Below are 14,809 nucleotides of genomic sequence, written 5' to 3' on the forward strand. Positions count from 1 at the left end.
ATAGTGTTTCTTAATCATGTAAAGGTGATGAGTATGCAGTCCTTTATGAAGCAGTTAGTACAGCAACGAGATAAATTGAGTCAACTGGAAAAGCAAGTCCTAAATTTCTTTATTCGCTATCCAGAAAAAATTGATTCCCTCAAATTGGAGGATGCAGCGAAGGAGATGTATGTGTCGACAGCAACGATTAGTCGAACATGCAAGAAATTGGGGTATCAAGGCTTTCAAGATTTTAAACTCCAATTGAAATTGTATCGACATGATGTGGGCGATTCAAAACATCACGAACCTTCTGCATCTCTTTCTGCTCACATCAGGAGATATGAACAGGATATGCATGAAGCGTTAAAAAGAATAGATGAAAATCTTCTTAAACAAGCTAATAGTATGATTAAACGTGCAAAGCAGATTGAATGGTTCGGAGTCGGCCATTCTTATTCCGTCTGCTTGGATGCATCGAAAAAGTTAATCATGTTAGGAAAACGAAGTATGGCACGGACGGACTGGGATGACTTAAGGTACGCGGCATTGAATTTAACAAAAGACGATCTGGCTATTTTTGTATCTAATAGCGGTGAAACCTTGAATATCCTCGAATATGCCCATCTAGTCAAAAAACAAGGAACGCCCATACTCTCACTCGTTGGAACAAAGCACAACCGCCTATCAGAACTATCCGATTTTGTCTTCTACACACCAATCAAAAACTATTACCACGGAGAAATAGACATGTGCTCTCGTGCTCCATTCAACATTTTCTTAGACTTATTGCTTTTGGAATACGGAAGCTAGGGGACGGTTCTCCTGCTTCTTTTTTTATGTTATTTGAGAGAGATTTGCACCCGGTTGGTTAATTGTGTAAATTTATAGTAATCGATCGATTAAAGAGACGCTAAGTTGAAGGAAAAATTATAAGATTTCACTGTAATTTCCAGGGCTAGTAAATCGGATGAAGCACCCGATCTGCTTTTTTTTTACATGAGTGAAGGATGTACCTGAACGTGTAGGCCCTAATTTATGACTACAGTTCTTATGTATGATATTATTTTAATGTGTGAATGACTATTCAGAGAAACCTACTTTATTTCGTAATCGTGGGTTGAGATATTCTGTATTTAATGAACAAAAACGAAGCATGAGAACCGTCCCCATGCTTACGTACGTACCGTATATATTTCGGTTGATCCGTATTTACGTGGAAGGATGCAGGATGTTAAATCGTATATTCCTCCATTTCAATTAAATGAGGTTATTACAAGTGGAGTAATTGGCCAGGTTGTAGAATCGAAATCGGAGCATTTTTCTAAAGGCGATGTAATAATTGGCAATCTCGGCTGGCAGGAATATTCAATTGCAAATGAGAGAGAGATTCGGAAAATTGATCCGACACTAGCTCCTGTATCAGCTCATCTAAGTATTATCGGAATGACAGGATTAACGGCGTATTTTGGTCTGCTTGATATTGGTCAACCAAAAGAAGGAGAAACTGTTGTTGTATCCGGAGCCGCTGGTGCAGTGGGATCGGCCGTTGGACAAATTGCGAAAATTAAAGGGGCTCGTGTCGTAGGGATTGCCGGCACAGAAGAAAAATGCCGCTATCTTTTAAATGAGCTTGGATTTGATGCAGTCATTAACTATAAAAAAGAAGATGTTCCTAGTGCGTTAGAAAAGGCATGTCCGAATGGAATCGATGTGTACTTTGATAATGTTGGTGGCTCTATTTCTGATGCTGTGTTCCCACTTCTTAATAAATTTGCACGTATTCCGGTTTGTGGGGCAATTTCTTCCTATAATAAAGTGGAAGCTGATATGGGACCTCGCGTTCAAACTGCACTAATTAAAACAAGTGCCCTAATGAAAGGATTTACACTTGGAGATTACTCTGATCGATTTAAAGAAGGCGGCGCCGCGCTTGCCACATGGTTAAACGAAGGAAAACTTAAATATGAAGAAACCATAACCGAAGGATTCGACCATATAATCGACGCATTCCTTGACCTGTTTACAGGAGCAAATCTCGGAAAACAACTCGTTAAAGTAGCGGATATTGAGTAAAGAAGAAGCAGGGGACGGTTCTCCTGCTTCTTTTTTCATATATTGTTTGATAGATGCTTGTCCTAGCAACTTCATTTCTTTAAGTTATACAATCGAGGTAAATATGAATGGAAGGCAAATTGTGCGATTCACTTGTTATCCTTATGCGAGGACAACAAGGCGGTTCGAGACACTCCAAATGCATAGTTCATAATTAATAATGCGGTTAAGGTTAAATTTATAAAAAGACTGTGTTTTTACTGCTTTTATCAATAAAGGGATTGGTTTTTCAATCATTTCATATATAATAGGTTTAATAATCTCTTCGCCATAAACCTCATAGTACTTCCGCAAAAAATTTTATAGTTCCTTTTAACACCTCAAAATAATACCTATGTTCTAAAAATACTAACCTACCAAAAAAATCTTCTAGTTTGTAACTTATCCTGACTATTAATGTATCCTACCTAAACTGATTTTTACCTACCCTAAATACATCCAAAAGAAAAATTTAATAGAAACGGTGGTCTGATGAATAAATATGAAGGTCCATTTAAGCTGTGGTGATAAACTTGCCTCGCGGTGCTAGAGTGAAAAGTAGAAGTGGAATATATCATATTATGCTTAGGGGAGTAAACAAGCAGGAAATATTTCACGATGATGAGGACTGTATAACATTCTTAGATACGATTAATAGATATAAAGAGAAAGCTGAGTTAACTGTGTATGCTTGGTGCTTGATGAATAATCATGTGCATCTCCTTTTGAAAGAAGGGAATGAGGATATTTCGATAACAATGAAGAGGATAGGCGTGAGCTTTGTTTCGTATTATAACAGGAAATACGAGACAACTGGGCATCTTTTTCAAGATAGGTTCCGTAGTGAAAATGTAGAAAGTATGAGATATTTACTCACCGTAATTCGATATATTCATCAAAACCCAGTTAAAGCGGGAATGGTTCAGCAAGTTGATTTATGGAAGTGGAGCAGCTGTCTCGGCTACTATGGAAAAACAGTTTATCCGAGGATGTTGCTGGATTCTGATGATCTATTAAGTTTATTTTCGTCAGATTTGTCAATTGCACAAGAGAGATTTAAAGAATTTAATGAAAGGAAAAATAATGATGAATGCTTAGAAGAACAAATAAACCAAAGGCGATTATCAGATAATGAAGCAAGGCAAGAGATTAAGAGGCAACTTGGTGGAATTGAATTAGCGCAGGTTAAAAGTCTTCCAAGGGAAAAAAGAAATAAGATACTTAGACAGGTGAAGGAAATTGATGGGATATCCCAACGACAAGCCGCGCGAATTTTGGGAGTTTCCCCTAGTTTGATATTTAAAGCGTAAAAGAAAGCGGAAGAACCGTCCCCCTGCTCTTGATATTTAAAGCGTAAAAGAAAGCGGAAGAACCGTCCCCCTGCTCTTGATATTTAAAGCGTAAAAGAAAGCGGAAGAACCGTCCCCATGCTTCCCCATGCTTCTTCCCCTTTTTGCCACATTCCCGGAAATACTTAGTTATTAATTAATGGCCTGAAAGGGGTTACACTATAGATAGTAAGGGATGTGATCATGTGATTTCCTTAACGAATAGGCAGTTGAGTATACTCAATAGGTTATTGTTTCAGAAAGATTATGTGAAGATTAGGCAGTTGTCAGAAGCGTTTGAGGTGAGTGATAGGACGATTCGGTATGATTTGGATTATATTCAAAGCTTTCTGAAGGAGAGTGAGATATCCCTGTTAAGGGAGCCAAGAAAAGGAATCTTCCTTGACATTACTGCTCAGCAAGCCGCAATTTTAAAAAATGATCTTATGCAGTTAAATCACTATGTTGTAGCCCCTAAGGAATTTATATATATGCTCTGTATAAAGATTCTTCTGGAACAGCATACAACTCTTGATAGTCTTGGAGACCAATTGAATACCAGTAAAAACAAAGTGTTTCAGAATATGGAGAAGGTCGAAGTAGAATTGGGTAAATGTGGAATTAAAATCGAAAGAAAGCCTTCAAAGGGAATTTCACCTGTAGGCAATGAAAGAGATATTCGGAACGCATTTACTTCCATTTTTAATGATGCGATTGTATCGTCTGCCATTTCGGTGCAATATTTTTTTCAACAATTTAATCACGAGTTACTTCAGCGTGCAAATACATTTATAAAAAAATTTGAAGAGGAACAGGCTGTTCAATTTAGTGATGATTCCCTAGATGAATTGAAGTTAGTTCTTTGTTATCAATTCAACCGGATAAAAATGAACCAATTTGTGGAATTTCCCTTTGTTGAAAAGAAAGATTTTATCAAAACACAAGTGTATGAGGATATACAAAACATGTATACTTCCATCTTCTATACCAATCTTGAAGATGATGAAATCTTTTATTTATACAACCAATTGAAAGGAGCAAAGGTGTCAACATTTCCGGGAAGCATTGATCCATTTAATAAACAGGAAGATGCTTATCAAATTACTTATTTATTTGCCAAAGAAGTAGAAAAGCGATTAGGGATAAATTTTAAACAAGATTTAGAATTTATCAATGGGCTAGTCGTTCATTTGCAGGTTGCATTGCATCGATTAGCAAATAACCAACGTATTGAAAACCCACTTACAGAGCAAGTGAAATATAAATATAGATTTATTTATGAAATCACTCGTAAGGCGTTACAGAAAATTGAGGATCTTTATCAACTCCAATTACCTGAGGATGAGATTGCCTATATTGCCATGCATCTAGGTGCTAGTTATGAAAGACATTCCTTTTCCGGATATATGCCTACAGCACTTGTTGTATGTGGTTCCGGCTTAGCGACTTCTTCCTTATTAACTACTAGATTGAAGGTCATGCTTCCTGAATTAAAGGTTTTCGGTCCTATCAGTGTGAGCCATATTGATCAATTCATGGATCAACCAATCGATTTTATTATATCGACGGTACCATTAACACTACAGGATCTTGAGGTTGTCATTGTCAATCCACTTCTTGAGCCGGAAGAACTAATGAATTTGAAAGGCTTAATCTTTAAGAAAACCTATCAAAGGCAAATGAATGAGCTCATTCAGAAGGAACAGCCATTAAACGATTATTATGAGTTAGGAAATCTTATACCAGCAGATTATATTCAATTACAAGAAGAATCGGGTACATGGAGAGATTCAATTAAAATGGCTGGAAAACCTTTACTAGAGAATGATTTTATTACGAATCAATATGTGAATGCAATGATTCGAGCGGTTGAGGAGTTAGGTCCATATATGGTCTTTATTCCAGGTGTCGCCATTGTACATGCCTCATCGAAGGATGGTGTGATTAAAGATGGTGCAAGCTTATTAGTGCTTGATCATCCGATTCCATTTGGAGATTCAGGAAAAGTAATGGTACAGGTGATCATCGTTATCTGTTCAACTAAGTCCGAATCAGACTTATTTATTCATTTGGTTCAAATTCTTGAGAAGCAAGATAACTTGGAAATGGTGAAAAATTCAACTAGTATTCAACAAATATTAAATTTAAACAATAAAGCAGCAAGGTGATGAACGTATATGTCGCAATTAATTCAGATCGAAAATATTCAAGTACAACAAAAAGCAACAGATTGGGAAGATGCAATAAGAAGAGCTGGACAGCTCCTTTTTGAAAATGGAAGTGTAGATACGGACTATATCGATATGATGGTTCAAGCGATACATGAAATGGGACCATATATTGTGATTGCACCACATATTGCATTTGCCCATGCAAGGCCAAGTGAGAGTGTTAAAAAGAATGATATTAGTTTGATTACATTAGAAAGCCCAGTTCCTTTTGGCAGCGAGCACAATGATCCTGTAAATATTGTATTTGCTTTCTGTGCTACAGAAGATGGCGGGCATCTTGAGCAATTAACTAGTCTTGCTAGTTTGCTAGATAACCCAAATGTTCTCAAAGGATTAAATGAAAGTAAAAGCAACGAGGAAATCTATCAACTATTAAATCAATCAACTAAAGGAGAGAAATGAAAATGAAAAATTTAAATATTATTACAGTTTGTGGCTTTGGTGTTGGTTCATCAATGGTTCTTAAAATGAAAGTAGATGAAATTTTAAAAGAAGAAGGTATTACAGCAAAGGTTTCGACATCTGATGTTGGTTCAGCAGCATCTACTCCATGTGATGTTATTTTTACATCCAATGAATTAGGGGAAAAGCTTAGTCAAACTGCTAGTGTTCCAGTAGTGATGGTGAAAAACTTTATTGATAAAAATGAAATTAAAGAAAAAGGCTTACCTGTTATTCAAAGTCTGCTTTCATAATTCTGACAGAGAGGAAAATGGGGTATGCAAATTATCGATTTTATAGTAAACCAAATTTTACGTGAGCCAGCATTATTCTTAGGAATAATCGCTGCTCTTGGATTGATTATACAAAGAAAAAATTTCTCAGATATTATTAGTGGAACCTTAAAGACAGTTATTGGTGTGGTCATTCTAACACAAGGAACCAATATTCTTATTAGCTCGATTACACCATTATCTGATTCCTTTAATGCTCTGTATCAAATTCCAGCGGATAAAACGTTACATCCAATTGGAGCAGATAAGTTTCTTAGTACGTACGGTAGTCAAATTGGGCTTTCCATGTTACTTGCATTTTTAATTAATATTATCGTCGCTCGATTTACACCATTAAAGAATGTCTTTTTAACTGGACATATGCTATTTTGGTTCCCGTTTATTTTTACTGCAATCGCGGTTGAAAGTGGTTTAAAGGGTGCAGGAATTGTCATTTTTGCAACGATCTTTGCAGCATTATACTTTATTATTGCTCCAGCATTGATCAAACCTTTTGTTCGAAAAGTAACAGGCGGAGATTCATTTACACTTGGTCATCCAACTATCGGATTATCTATTGTTTCTGGATTGCTCGGGAAAGTATTTGGGAATAAGGAAAAATCAACAGAGGATATCAAGTTTCCTAAGCAAATTGAGTTTTTGCGTGAAATTACGATTACATCTTCACTTGTCATGTTTATTGTATACATGATTGTTGGCTTATTAATCGGTGGAGATCAAGTAGATAAAATTTTTGGAGATAAAAGCTTAGTAACATTCTCATTATTGCAGGGTGTTTTATTTGGAGCGGGCTTAACAATTCTTTTACAAGGTGTTCGTATGATGCTATCCGAAATTATCCCAGCATTTAAAGGGATTTCAGATAAAATTATTCCAAATGCAGTGCCTGCATTAGACTGTCCAATTATTTTCCCATTTGCACCTAATGCAGTGATTATTGGATTTTTAGTATCAATGGTTACTTCAACGATTACTTTATTTATTATTGGTGGCACTGGCTTATTTCCTTTTGCGATTGTACCGCTAACGATTACATGCTTTTTCGAAATTGGAACAGCGGCAGTTATCGGAAATGGTACCGGAGGATTAAGAGGTGCAATCATTGGATCAGCAGTAGCTGGTGTACTAATGATCCTATTAGTAGGATTTTCAGTTCCATTCCTACAAAATACTGTATCCGAATGGATTCTAGTATTTGGAGGAAATGACTTATCCCTATGGTCAATTATTGCAGGAGCTATTGGAAAATTATTTTAATTGAAGGTGAATGAAGTGACAGATTACATTAAACAATATTTTCAACATGTTGAGACAATCTCGAAGCGTGTTTTGGACACACAGTATGATCGTATCATAGAAGCAGCTAATTCCTTCTCAGAATCTATTAAAAACGGGAACACAATACATGTATTTGGTGCTTCTCATGCGGGGATTATTGCAGAGGAATTATTTTATCGTACGGGTGGTTTAGCAGTAATTAATCCAATCTTAAATCCAACTTTAATGTTAAATACGCGTCCAGTCACATTAACATCACAAATGGAGCGGTTAAATGGGTTTGGAAAAGAAATCTTTCAATCTACAGCTGCCAAAGCCGGAGATACGATTCTCATTCACTCCGTTTCGGGTCGAAACTCTGTTTCTGTTGATATTGCCTTAGCAGCCAAGGAAAGGGGATTAACCACTATTGGACTAACTAATATGACGTATTCTTCGAAGGTTTCTTCTCGCCATAGTAGCGGAAAAAATTTGTATGAAGTAGTGGATATTGTTATAGACAATTGTGGTGACTTTGAAGACTCATCTATGCTACTTGAAGGCATGGATCAAAAAATTGGACCAACCTCAACAGCAATTGGAGCACTTATTGTGAATGCAATCGTTATTGCTACAGTAGATAATTTGATTAAGGCTGGGATTACCCCACCTGTCTTCCATAGTGCCAATGTTGATGGTGGAGATGAATTTAATAAAAAAGTTTTAGAAGAAAATAAACATAATATTCACTATATGTAAGAATGGAAACAGACAATATTTGATATTGTCTGTTTTTTTTGTTTTGTGTTTAGAGTTGAGTAAAAGGAAGTAAAATCGTGCGAATAGCCATCAAACTTGTGCGAAACTAAGGTGAGATCGTGCGAATCATCAGCAAAGTCGTGCCAATGCATAGCTTTTTCATGCAAATCCCCTAAATATATCGTGCTGATTTCTTCACTTGTCAAAATGATAAAAATCAATTTCCGTAATAAATTGTACAAAGGCATGGACCATGCTTAATTTTAAGGATTCTTCGTGATAGAACATCCATGTTTTTCGTAAGATGGGTTCGTTGTCCTTTGTTTTGATTTCGATTTTGTGAAGATCATCGATATCGTCTAACGTCATGCTGGACATAATGGCATATCCCAATCCATTGATTACCATTTCCTTGCAGGTTTCCGATTTATCGACTTCGATACTAATCAAAGGAGGTTGCGAATAATTTTCTGCCCACCAATGATCAACTAGTGTTTTAAAAAGATAATCAGTATGGTAATCAATTCTTGGTAGATGTGGGAGCTGCTCAATATCTATCTTTTCCTTTGTGACAATGCAGATTTTTTCTTCGAATAATAAATGCTTTTTTTCCTTCCAACCATAATCTCCTTTTAGAAAACCAATATGAATTTCTTCATTATGAACCAAGTTTGCAATATCTCCACTAAGTCCTGTTGTGACTTTGAACTCTATAAGTGGGTAGTGATCTTTAAAGATTCTCAGCAAATCGGGTAGTTTGTGGTATGCGAAGAAGTTTGATACCCCTAATTTTAAGGTTCCAGTTACTTTGCCTTCCATATTCCTCACATTCTCTTTTATCTTTTGAATATTGATTAGCACTTCATGTGCGGATTTCGCTAAGTATTCACCTTGAGGGGTAAATTGAACACCACGTCTTCCTCTGTTGACGATCTGGACGGCAAATTCTTGTTCAATTTGCTGCAAGCGATTGGTTAGAGCAGGCTGAGATATGAATAGCTTTTTTGCTGCTTTTGTAATGTTTTTTTCTTTGTAGAGGGTTTGTAATATGAGCCAATCACGATCATCCATATGTTATCTTCTCCAATTTAGCCATTATTTTTTTTGATGGGTAATGATATAAATTTACTATTTTATTAATCTCTAAATGTATATTACATTTATTGTATTGATAATTCTAATAATTTTATCAACTTTATTTAGAAATGAAATGACACCTCTTGATAAAGAAAGAAGGGTCTACATTGGAAAAGAGTCATTTTTTTATTCGGAGTATTTGTTTTATTTTTCTTAGTAGCTTGGGAGGATTTATTTTTTCCTTTACAAATCTCTCAATAGGATGGATGATTGGAACGCTTCTTTTAGCTGCACTGATTTCCTTTTATAAACCAAAGCTGATCAATCACCATAATCATCAAAAAGGGCTACCTTCTTTTTGGATGTATTTAGGTCAGAGCTTTCTAGCAATTGAGCTTGGACAGAAAATAAATATATCCTTTATCGAAGTCTTTAGAGCAAATTGGATAAGTATTATTTCCATGCTTCTACTCTCTATTCTCTTTTCACTTTTATCTGGTTTCATATTATGGCGTTTTACTGATTTTGATATGATTACCTGTTTTTTTGGAGCAACCCCTGGAGGGTTAAGCGCAATGCCAAGCATTGCAGAAGAGGTTGGAGCGAATACGATGGTGGTGACAGTTATACAAACCATGCGTGTTTTCTTAGTTGTTCTAATGATTCCGCTATTTGCTTCAATTTGGTTGACAGGTTCTACTAATGATCTCACCGTAAACCATGCAATAGTTTCCACGACAGATTCTCCTTTTGAAATCACTCAACTTCTATGGACGTTATTGTTAATCGTTGGCGTATGTGGCGGTTATTATGTTGGAAAGTATTTGAGATTTCCAGCTCCTTGGCTCGTAGGCGGGATGCTAGGTGTAGGATGTGTTCAAACAATGGGTTCTGCTTTGTTTGGTACCGATTTAAAGGCATGGTGGCCACCTAGTATGATGGTTTTATCGCAAATTTTTATTGCTACTAGTATAGGTTCTCGGTTTTATAAGGAAATGATCGTCGGCATGACAAAAACATTAGTTGTCTCATTTTTTACAACGATTGGTCTAATTCTTTCTTTGTTTTTTTGCGCGTATTTTATTTCACTCATAACAGGCATTTCCTTAGTTACGTCTGTATTGGCATTTACACCGGGAGGTATTGCTGAAATGACTACAACCTCCGCTGTTCTAAATGCAGATTCAACATTTGTAGTAGTTGTTCAAGTTCTTCGGATTGTTGTTGTACTGGTCATTTTACCTCCAGTCTTTCGATTATTAAAACGGTGGGAAGCACACAAAATTGAACGTTCTCGTACATCGGCATAAAGCAAAATATTAAATTGAATGTTTAGAATTATTAGTCTAATATATAGAATCTCATCTGCTTCCGATTTACAATAGAGTAGAATTGGTAAGTAAAAAAGGGAGGGATGGGATGAAAAAATATTTTTCGGTATCACTTCAAACAAAAGTAGTTGTTTTAATTACGGCCTTATTATTATTTGTTATTTTGATTTTGACAGTGTTTTACGGATACATTGAATCAAAAAGTACCGAGCAACATATAGGTCAGTTGGCGAAGCAGGTAGCGATCACTGTTTCGTTAATGCCTACCGTGAAGGAAGCATTTAATCTTGAACATCCTTCAACAGTCATTCAGCCCATTACCAAAAAAATTTCTGATGAAGTTGGGGCAGAGTTTATTGTTATTGGTAATAAGGATAGTATTCGGTATTCCCATCCAGACGAAAATAAAATCGGAAAAAAAATGGTCGGTGGAGATAATGACCGTGCCTTAAAAAAAGGAATGAATTATATTTCAGAAGCAGTAGGTTCTTTAGGGCCTTCCATTAGGGGGAAAGCTCCTATCGTTGATGAAAAGGGTGAAATTATTGGAATTGTCTCGGTTGGTTTTATGAAAAGAGAAGTGAGAGAGGTAATAAGTAATCGACTATTAAAAATTATACTTATATCTCTATTTGTATTATTTTTAGGCAGTGTAGGTGGTGTCCTATTAGCTCGAAACATTCGAAGGGATACTCTTGGCTTGGAACCGCATGAAATTGCTTCCTTATATCGAGAAAGAAGTGCTATCTTACAATCTATCAAAGAAGGAATTATTGCTGTAGATGCAAATGGCGATATTACAATGATGAATGATTCTGCTCGAAAAATATTAGGAGTCAAAAAAGATTCATTGCATACTCCGATTGAAACCATCATTCCAAATACAAAAATGCATAGAGTACTGGAAACTGGGATTCATGAAAATGACAAAGAAATGCTTTTAAATGAAAAACATGTGATTGTTAATCGGATCCCAATTCGGGATAAAGAGCGAATTGTCGGTGTGGTTGCTAGTTTTCGGGACAAAACTGAAATTAAGGCGATGTTAGATACTCTATCAGAGGTAAAGAAGTATTCAGAGGATTTACGGGCACAAACTCATGAATTTGCGAATAAACTTTATGTTTTATCAGGAATGCTCCAATTACATCAATACGATGAAGCATTATCTTTTATCCAAAACGAGGCTGCAGTACATAGAAATCAAAATCAAATTCTTTTCCAACAGATTGTTGATTCAAAAGTTCAAGCAATTCTTATTGGTAAGATTGGGAAAGCCTCGGAAAAAAAAGTAAAGTTTACGATTGATTCGTCCAGTTCTTTACAACCATTGCCGAAACAAATTGGTCTCGCTCAATTAATTTCTGTTCTTGGAAACATCATTGACAATGCCTTTGAGGCGGTTTCAACGAGTACGAAAAAAGAAATCACTTTTTTTACTACTGATGTTGGAAATGATATTGTGTTCGAAATTGATGATACCGGAAATGGAATTAGAGTAGAGGATATTAAGCATATTTTTCATAGAGGATATACAACAAAAAAAGGAAAAAATCGGGGATACGGATTAAGTATTGTAAAAGAAATTATAGAAGAGCTAAATGGAACGATTGAAATACAAGCAAAAAAAGAGGGAGGAACGATATTCTCCATTTTTATTCCAAAATGGATTAAATGCGAAAAGGAGGATTCTTTGTGATTAATGTTATCATTTCAGAGGACGATTTTAGAGTAGCGGCTATTCATGAACAATTCCTAAAGAAAATAGAGGATGTTTGTGTGATTGGAAAGGCATTAAACGGAGAACAAACCCTCGCATTTCTTAAAAATAATCGAGTGGATTTAATTATATTAGATATTTTTATGCCCGATCAATTAGGGACAGAGATCTTAAATGAAATACGAAACAACTATGAACATATCGACGTGATTATTATTTCGGCAGCTTTTGAAAAAAATTATGTAGAAGCTGCTATTCGACAAGGTGTATTGGATTATATTATTAAGCCTGTGACGATGGAAAGATTTAGGCAGTCCATCGAAAACTATAAAAGAAAACATCAATTATTTAGCTCAAACGAATTAAATCAAGAACTAATAGATAAATATTTTGGTTTTAAAAATGATTCGAATGATTCCAATAGGGATCTTCCGAAAGGAATTGATCCACTAACATTACAAAAGGTGAAAGGGATTTTAAAGATTTTCCCTAATGGTGTATCAGCGGAAGAAATGGGTGAAAAAATGGGAGCCTCAAGGCCAACCGCTCGAAGATATTTAGAATATTTGACTTCAATTGGGGAGGGAAGTGCAGAGCTAGAATATGGAATCGTAGGCAGACCAGAAAGGAAATATCGATTAGTAAATAAATAATTTATGTATTTTATTGTGAACATTATGAACAAAATGTTCACAATTTTTTTATTATTAACTTATTTTGTAAACGGTTACAAAAAGGTTTTTCTTTACTATGATTTTTTTAAGCTTTGAAAGGGGGAGAAGGGAAATTGAAGAAACGTTTTTTCTTTTTAGTTGTATTTGCACTTTTCTTGGTTATTACCTCTGCTTGTTCTAGTAACACTTCATCTTCAAAGGGAGGAAAGGATTGGAAGCCAGATAAAACGATTGAAATTGTTGCTCCTAGTGGGGCTGGTGGTGGTTGGGATACCACAGCAAGAATGGCAGCCAAGGTTCTAGGCGAGGAGAAAATAATTGATCAAAAAATGGGGGTGGTAAATAAGACTGGTGGAGGAGGAGCTGTAGGATGGGCCTATATTCATTCTAAAAAGGGAAGTTCTAATAATCTCTTTGTTACTTCGCCACCGATGCTACTTGTTCCATTAAATGGTCAATCAGAATTTGATTATAAAGATTTTACTCCTATTGCAAACTTAATTGCTGATTATGCAGCGTTCGCTGTCAAGGCGGATTCAAAATGGAATAGTCTGAATGATTTATTTGAGGATATGAAAAAGGATCCTTCGAGTGTAACAGTTATTGGTGGTTCTTCACCTGGAAGCATGGACCATATCCAATTTGTAAAAATTGCAAAGGCAGCAGGTGTAGATATTACCAAAATTAAATATGTTTCTGATCAAGATGGGGGAGCCTTAACTTCTCTACTAAATGGAAATGCCGATGTTTTCTCAACAGGAGTTGCTGAGACGGCCGAACAGGTGAAAGCTGGGAAGATTAAGGTTTTGGGAATAACATCAGAGGAAAGGCTGAAAGGGGACATTATTTCAGAATTTCCAACAGCGAAGGAGCAAGGAATTGATGCGACTTTCATTAATTGGAGAGGATTTTTTGGACCGCCTAATATGGACAAAGCTGCTTTGAACTATTATGAGGGAAAATTAAAAGAGTTAAGTGATTCCCCAGCATGGGCTGATATTAGAGAAAAATATGGCTGGGATGAAGAATTTATGGATAGCGAGGAATACCAAAAGTTTTTGGAAGAAGAAAATAAAAGCATGAAGGCATTATTAGATGAACTTGGTCTAGCAAAGTAAAAATATTATTGGGTCGATGTTTCCCGCATCGGCTCATTCTATCATAGGTGGTGTGTTTAGAATGTTAAATACAAAAAATAAAAAGGTATCACTAGTTTTAATGGTGGTATCGATCATTTATCTAATTCTTAGTTTTCGATTACCTTCATATGCCTATGTTCCGATTGATTCGGATGTCATTCCGATTGCCTTAGGATTTATTTTATTACTACTGTCCATCGCCTTATTTTTTATTAAGGATACAGGTGAAAAAGTAAAAATTCCAATGAATGATTTGATTCCGATTTTAATCGTATTAGGATTTATCCTTTTTTATATTCTTTTCCTTGAATTGCTAGGATTTATTATTGTGACAGCACTCTTTATCTTCTTTAGCTCTTGGTATCTCGGTTATAAAAAGTTTTTATCCAACAGCTTAGTATCCATTGTTTTACCAGTAGCAATCTATTTCTTATTTGTATCATTTTTACAAATTCAATTACCAAGCGGTATATTGCCTTTTTAAGA

Annotated in this window: 13 protein-coding genes and 1 pseudogene; 13 read left to right on the forward strand and 1 reads right to left on the reverse strand. The window is 35.7% G+C overall.

The annotated features are described in order from the left end of the window. The first annotated feature begins 33 nt into the window (after positions 1-33). The 8 genes and pseudogenes from MHI39_RS04830 to MHI39_RS04865 all read left to right on the forward strand — a co-directional run bounded on the left by MHI39_RS04830 (position 34) and on the right by MHI39_RS04865 (position 8,382). Positions 34-792, forward strand: coding sequence for a MurR/RpiR family transcriptional regulator (locus MHI39_RS04830; RefSeq protein WP_058004900.1), 759 nt, complete (start codon positions 34-36; stop codon positions 790-792). 366 nt (positions 793-1,158) lie between these two features. Further along, a pseudogene (locus tag MHI39_RS04835) lies at positions 1,159-2,055 on the forward strand (NADP-dependent oxidoreductase); the annotation flags it as partial. 542 nt (positions 2,056-2,597) lie between these two features. Next, entirely contained in the window at positions 2,598-3,383 is a 786-nt protein-coding gene (locus MHI39_RS04840; protein WP_313902926.1) for a transposase, read from the forward strand. 302 nt (positions 3,384-3,685) lie between these two features. Beyond that, positions 3,686-5,569: a BglG family transcription antiterminator gene (locus tag MHI39_RS04845; RefSeq protein WP_139358149.1), complete on the forward strand. Its 1,884-nt coding sequence runs from the start codon at positions 3,686-3,688 to the stop codon at positions 5,567-5,569. 9 nt (positions 5,570-5,578) lie between these two features. Next, on the forward strand, positions 5,579-6,034 hold the full coding sequence (locus MHI39_RS04850; protein WP_078110355.1) for a PTS sugar transporter subunit IIA: 456 nt from the start codon (positions 5,579-5,581) through the stop codon (positions 6,032-6,034). A 2-nt stretch (positions 6,035-6,036) separates the two neighbouring features. Then, entirely contained in the window at positions 6,037-6,327 is a 291-nt protein-coding gene (locus MHI39_RS04855; RefSeq protein ID WP_071975232.1) for a PTS sugar transporter subunit IIB, read from the forward strand. A 24-nt stretch (positions 6,328-6,351) separates the two neighbouring features. Beyond that, positions 6,352-7,623 (forward strand): PTS ascorbate transporter subunit IIC, encoded by a 1,272-nt coding sequence (locus MHI39_RS04860; RefSeq protein ID WP_071975231.1) that lies wholly within the window; start codon positions 6,352-6,354, stop codon positions 7,621-7,623. 15 nt (positions 7,624-7,638) lie between these two features. Continuing rightward, a complete protein-coding gene (locus MHI39_RS04865) occupies positions 7,639-8,382 on the forward strand; it encodes an SIS domain-containing protein (protein ID WP_071975329.1) in 744 nt (247 codons plus the stop codon). Between the two features lie 195 nt (positions 8,383-8,577). Here MHI39_RS04865 and MHI39_RS04870 read toward each other — a convergent pair whose 3' ends face one another. After that, a complete protein-coding gene (locus tag MHI39_RS04870; RefSeq protein WP_342540800.1) occupies positions 8,578-9,453 on the reverse strand; it encodes a LysR family transcriptional regulator in 876 nt (291 codons plus the stop codon). Between the two features lie 173 nt (positions 9,454-9,626). On the opposite strand from MHI39_RS04870, the gene MHI39_RS04875 reads away from it, so the two are divergent. The 5 genes from MHI39_RS04875 (at position 9,627) to MHI39_RS04895 (ending at position 14,807) form a co-directional block, all read left to right on the forward strand. Then, entirely contained in the window at positions 9,627-10,769 is a 1,143-nt protein-coding gene (locus tag MHI39_RS04875; RefSeq protein WP_342540801.1) for an AbrB family transcriptional regulator, read from the forward strand. A gap of 109 nt (positions 10,770-10,878) precedes the next feature. Next, a complete protein-coding gene (locus tag MHI39_RS04880) occupies positions 10,879-12,489 on the forward strand; it encodes a sensor histidine kinase (RefSeq protein ID WP_342540802.1) in 1,611 nt (536 codons plus the stop codon). Next, entirely contained in the window at positions 12,486-13,163 is a 678-nt protein-coding gene (locus MHI39_RS04885; RefSeq protein ID WP_078109796.1) for a response regulator, read from the forward strand. Before MHI39_RS04880 ends, MHI39_RS04885 begins: the two co-directional genes overlap by 4 nt. A 176-nt stretch (positions 13,164-13,339) precedes the next feature. Continuing rightward, positions 13,340-14,302, forward strand: a complete 963-nt coding sequence (locus tag MHI39_RS04890) for a tripartite tricarboxylate transporter substrate binding protein (protein WP_236036665.1) — start codon at positions 13,340-13,342, stop codon at positions 14,300-14,302. Between the two features lie 61 nt (positions 14,303-14,363). After that, complete coding sequence (locus tag MHI39_RS04895; protein ID WP_058004913.1) at positions 14,364-14,807, forward strand: tripartite tricarboxylate transporter TctB family protein; 444 nt, start codon at positions 14,364-14,366, stop codon at positions 14,805-14,807. The last annotated feature ends 2 nt before the right edge of the window (positions 14,808-14,809 follow it).

Origin of the sequence: Heyndrickxia sp. FSL K6-6286 (genome assembly GCF_038630395.1) — a bacterium.
GTDB lineage: Bacteria > Bacillota > Bacilli > Bacillales > Bacillaceae_C > Heyndrickxia > Heyndrickxia oleronia.

What these genes read in the sequence shown, in the direction of transcription:
- MHI39_RS04830 (WP_058004900.1), top strand. Translation starts at nt 34, where the DNA reads ATGCAGTCCTTTATGAAGCAGTTAGTACAGCAACGAGATAAATTGAGT.
- MHI39_RS04850 (WP_078110355.1), top strand. Translation starts at nt 5,579, where the DNA reads ATGTCGCAATTAATTCAGATCGAAAATATTCAAGTACAACAAAAAGCA.
- MHI39_RS04855 (WP_071975232.1), top strand. Translation starts at nt 6,037, where the DNA reads ATGAAAAATTTAAATATTATTACAGTTTGTGGCTTTGGTGTTGGTTCA.
- MHI39_RS04860 (WP_071975231.1), top strand. Translation starts at nt 6,352, where the DNA reads ATGCAAATTATCGATTTTATAGTAAACCAAATTTTACGTGAGCCAGCA.
- MHI39_RS04870 (WP_342540800.1), bottom strand. Translation starts at nt 9,453, where the DNA reads ATGGATGATCGTGATTGGCTCATATTACAAACCCTCTACAAAGAAAAA.
- MHI39_RS04880 (WP_342540802.1), top strand. Translation starts at nt 10,879, where the DNA reads ATGAAAAAATATTTTTCGGTATCACTTCAAACAAAAGTAGTTGTTTTA.
- MHI39_RS04895 (WP_058004913.1), top strand. Translation starts at nt 14,364, where the DNA reads ATGTTAAATACAAAAAATAAAAAGGTATCACTAGTTTTAATGGTGGTA.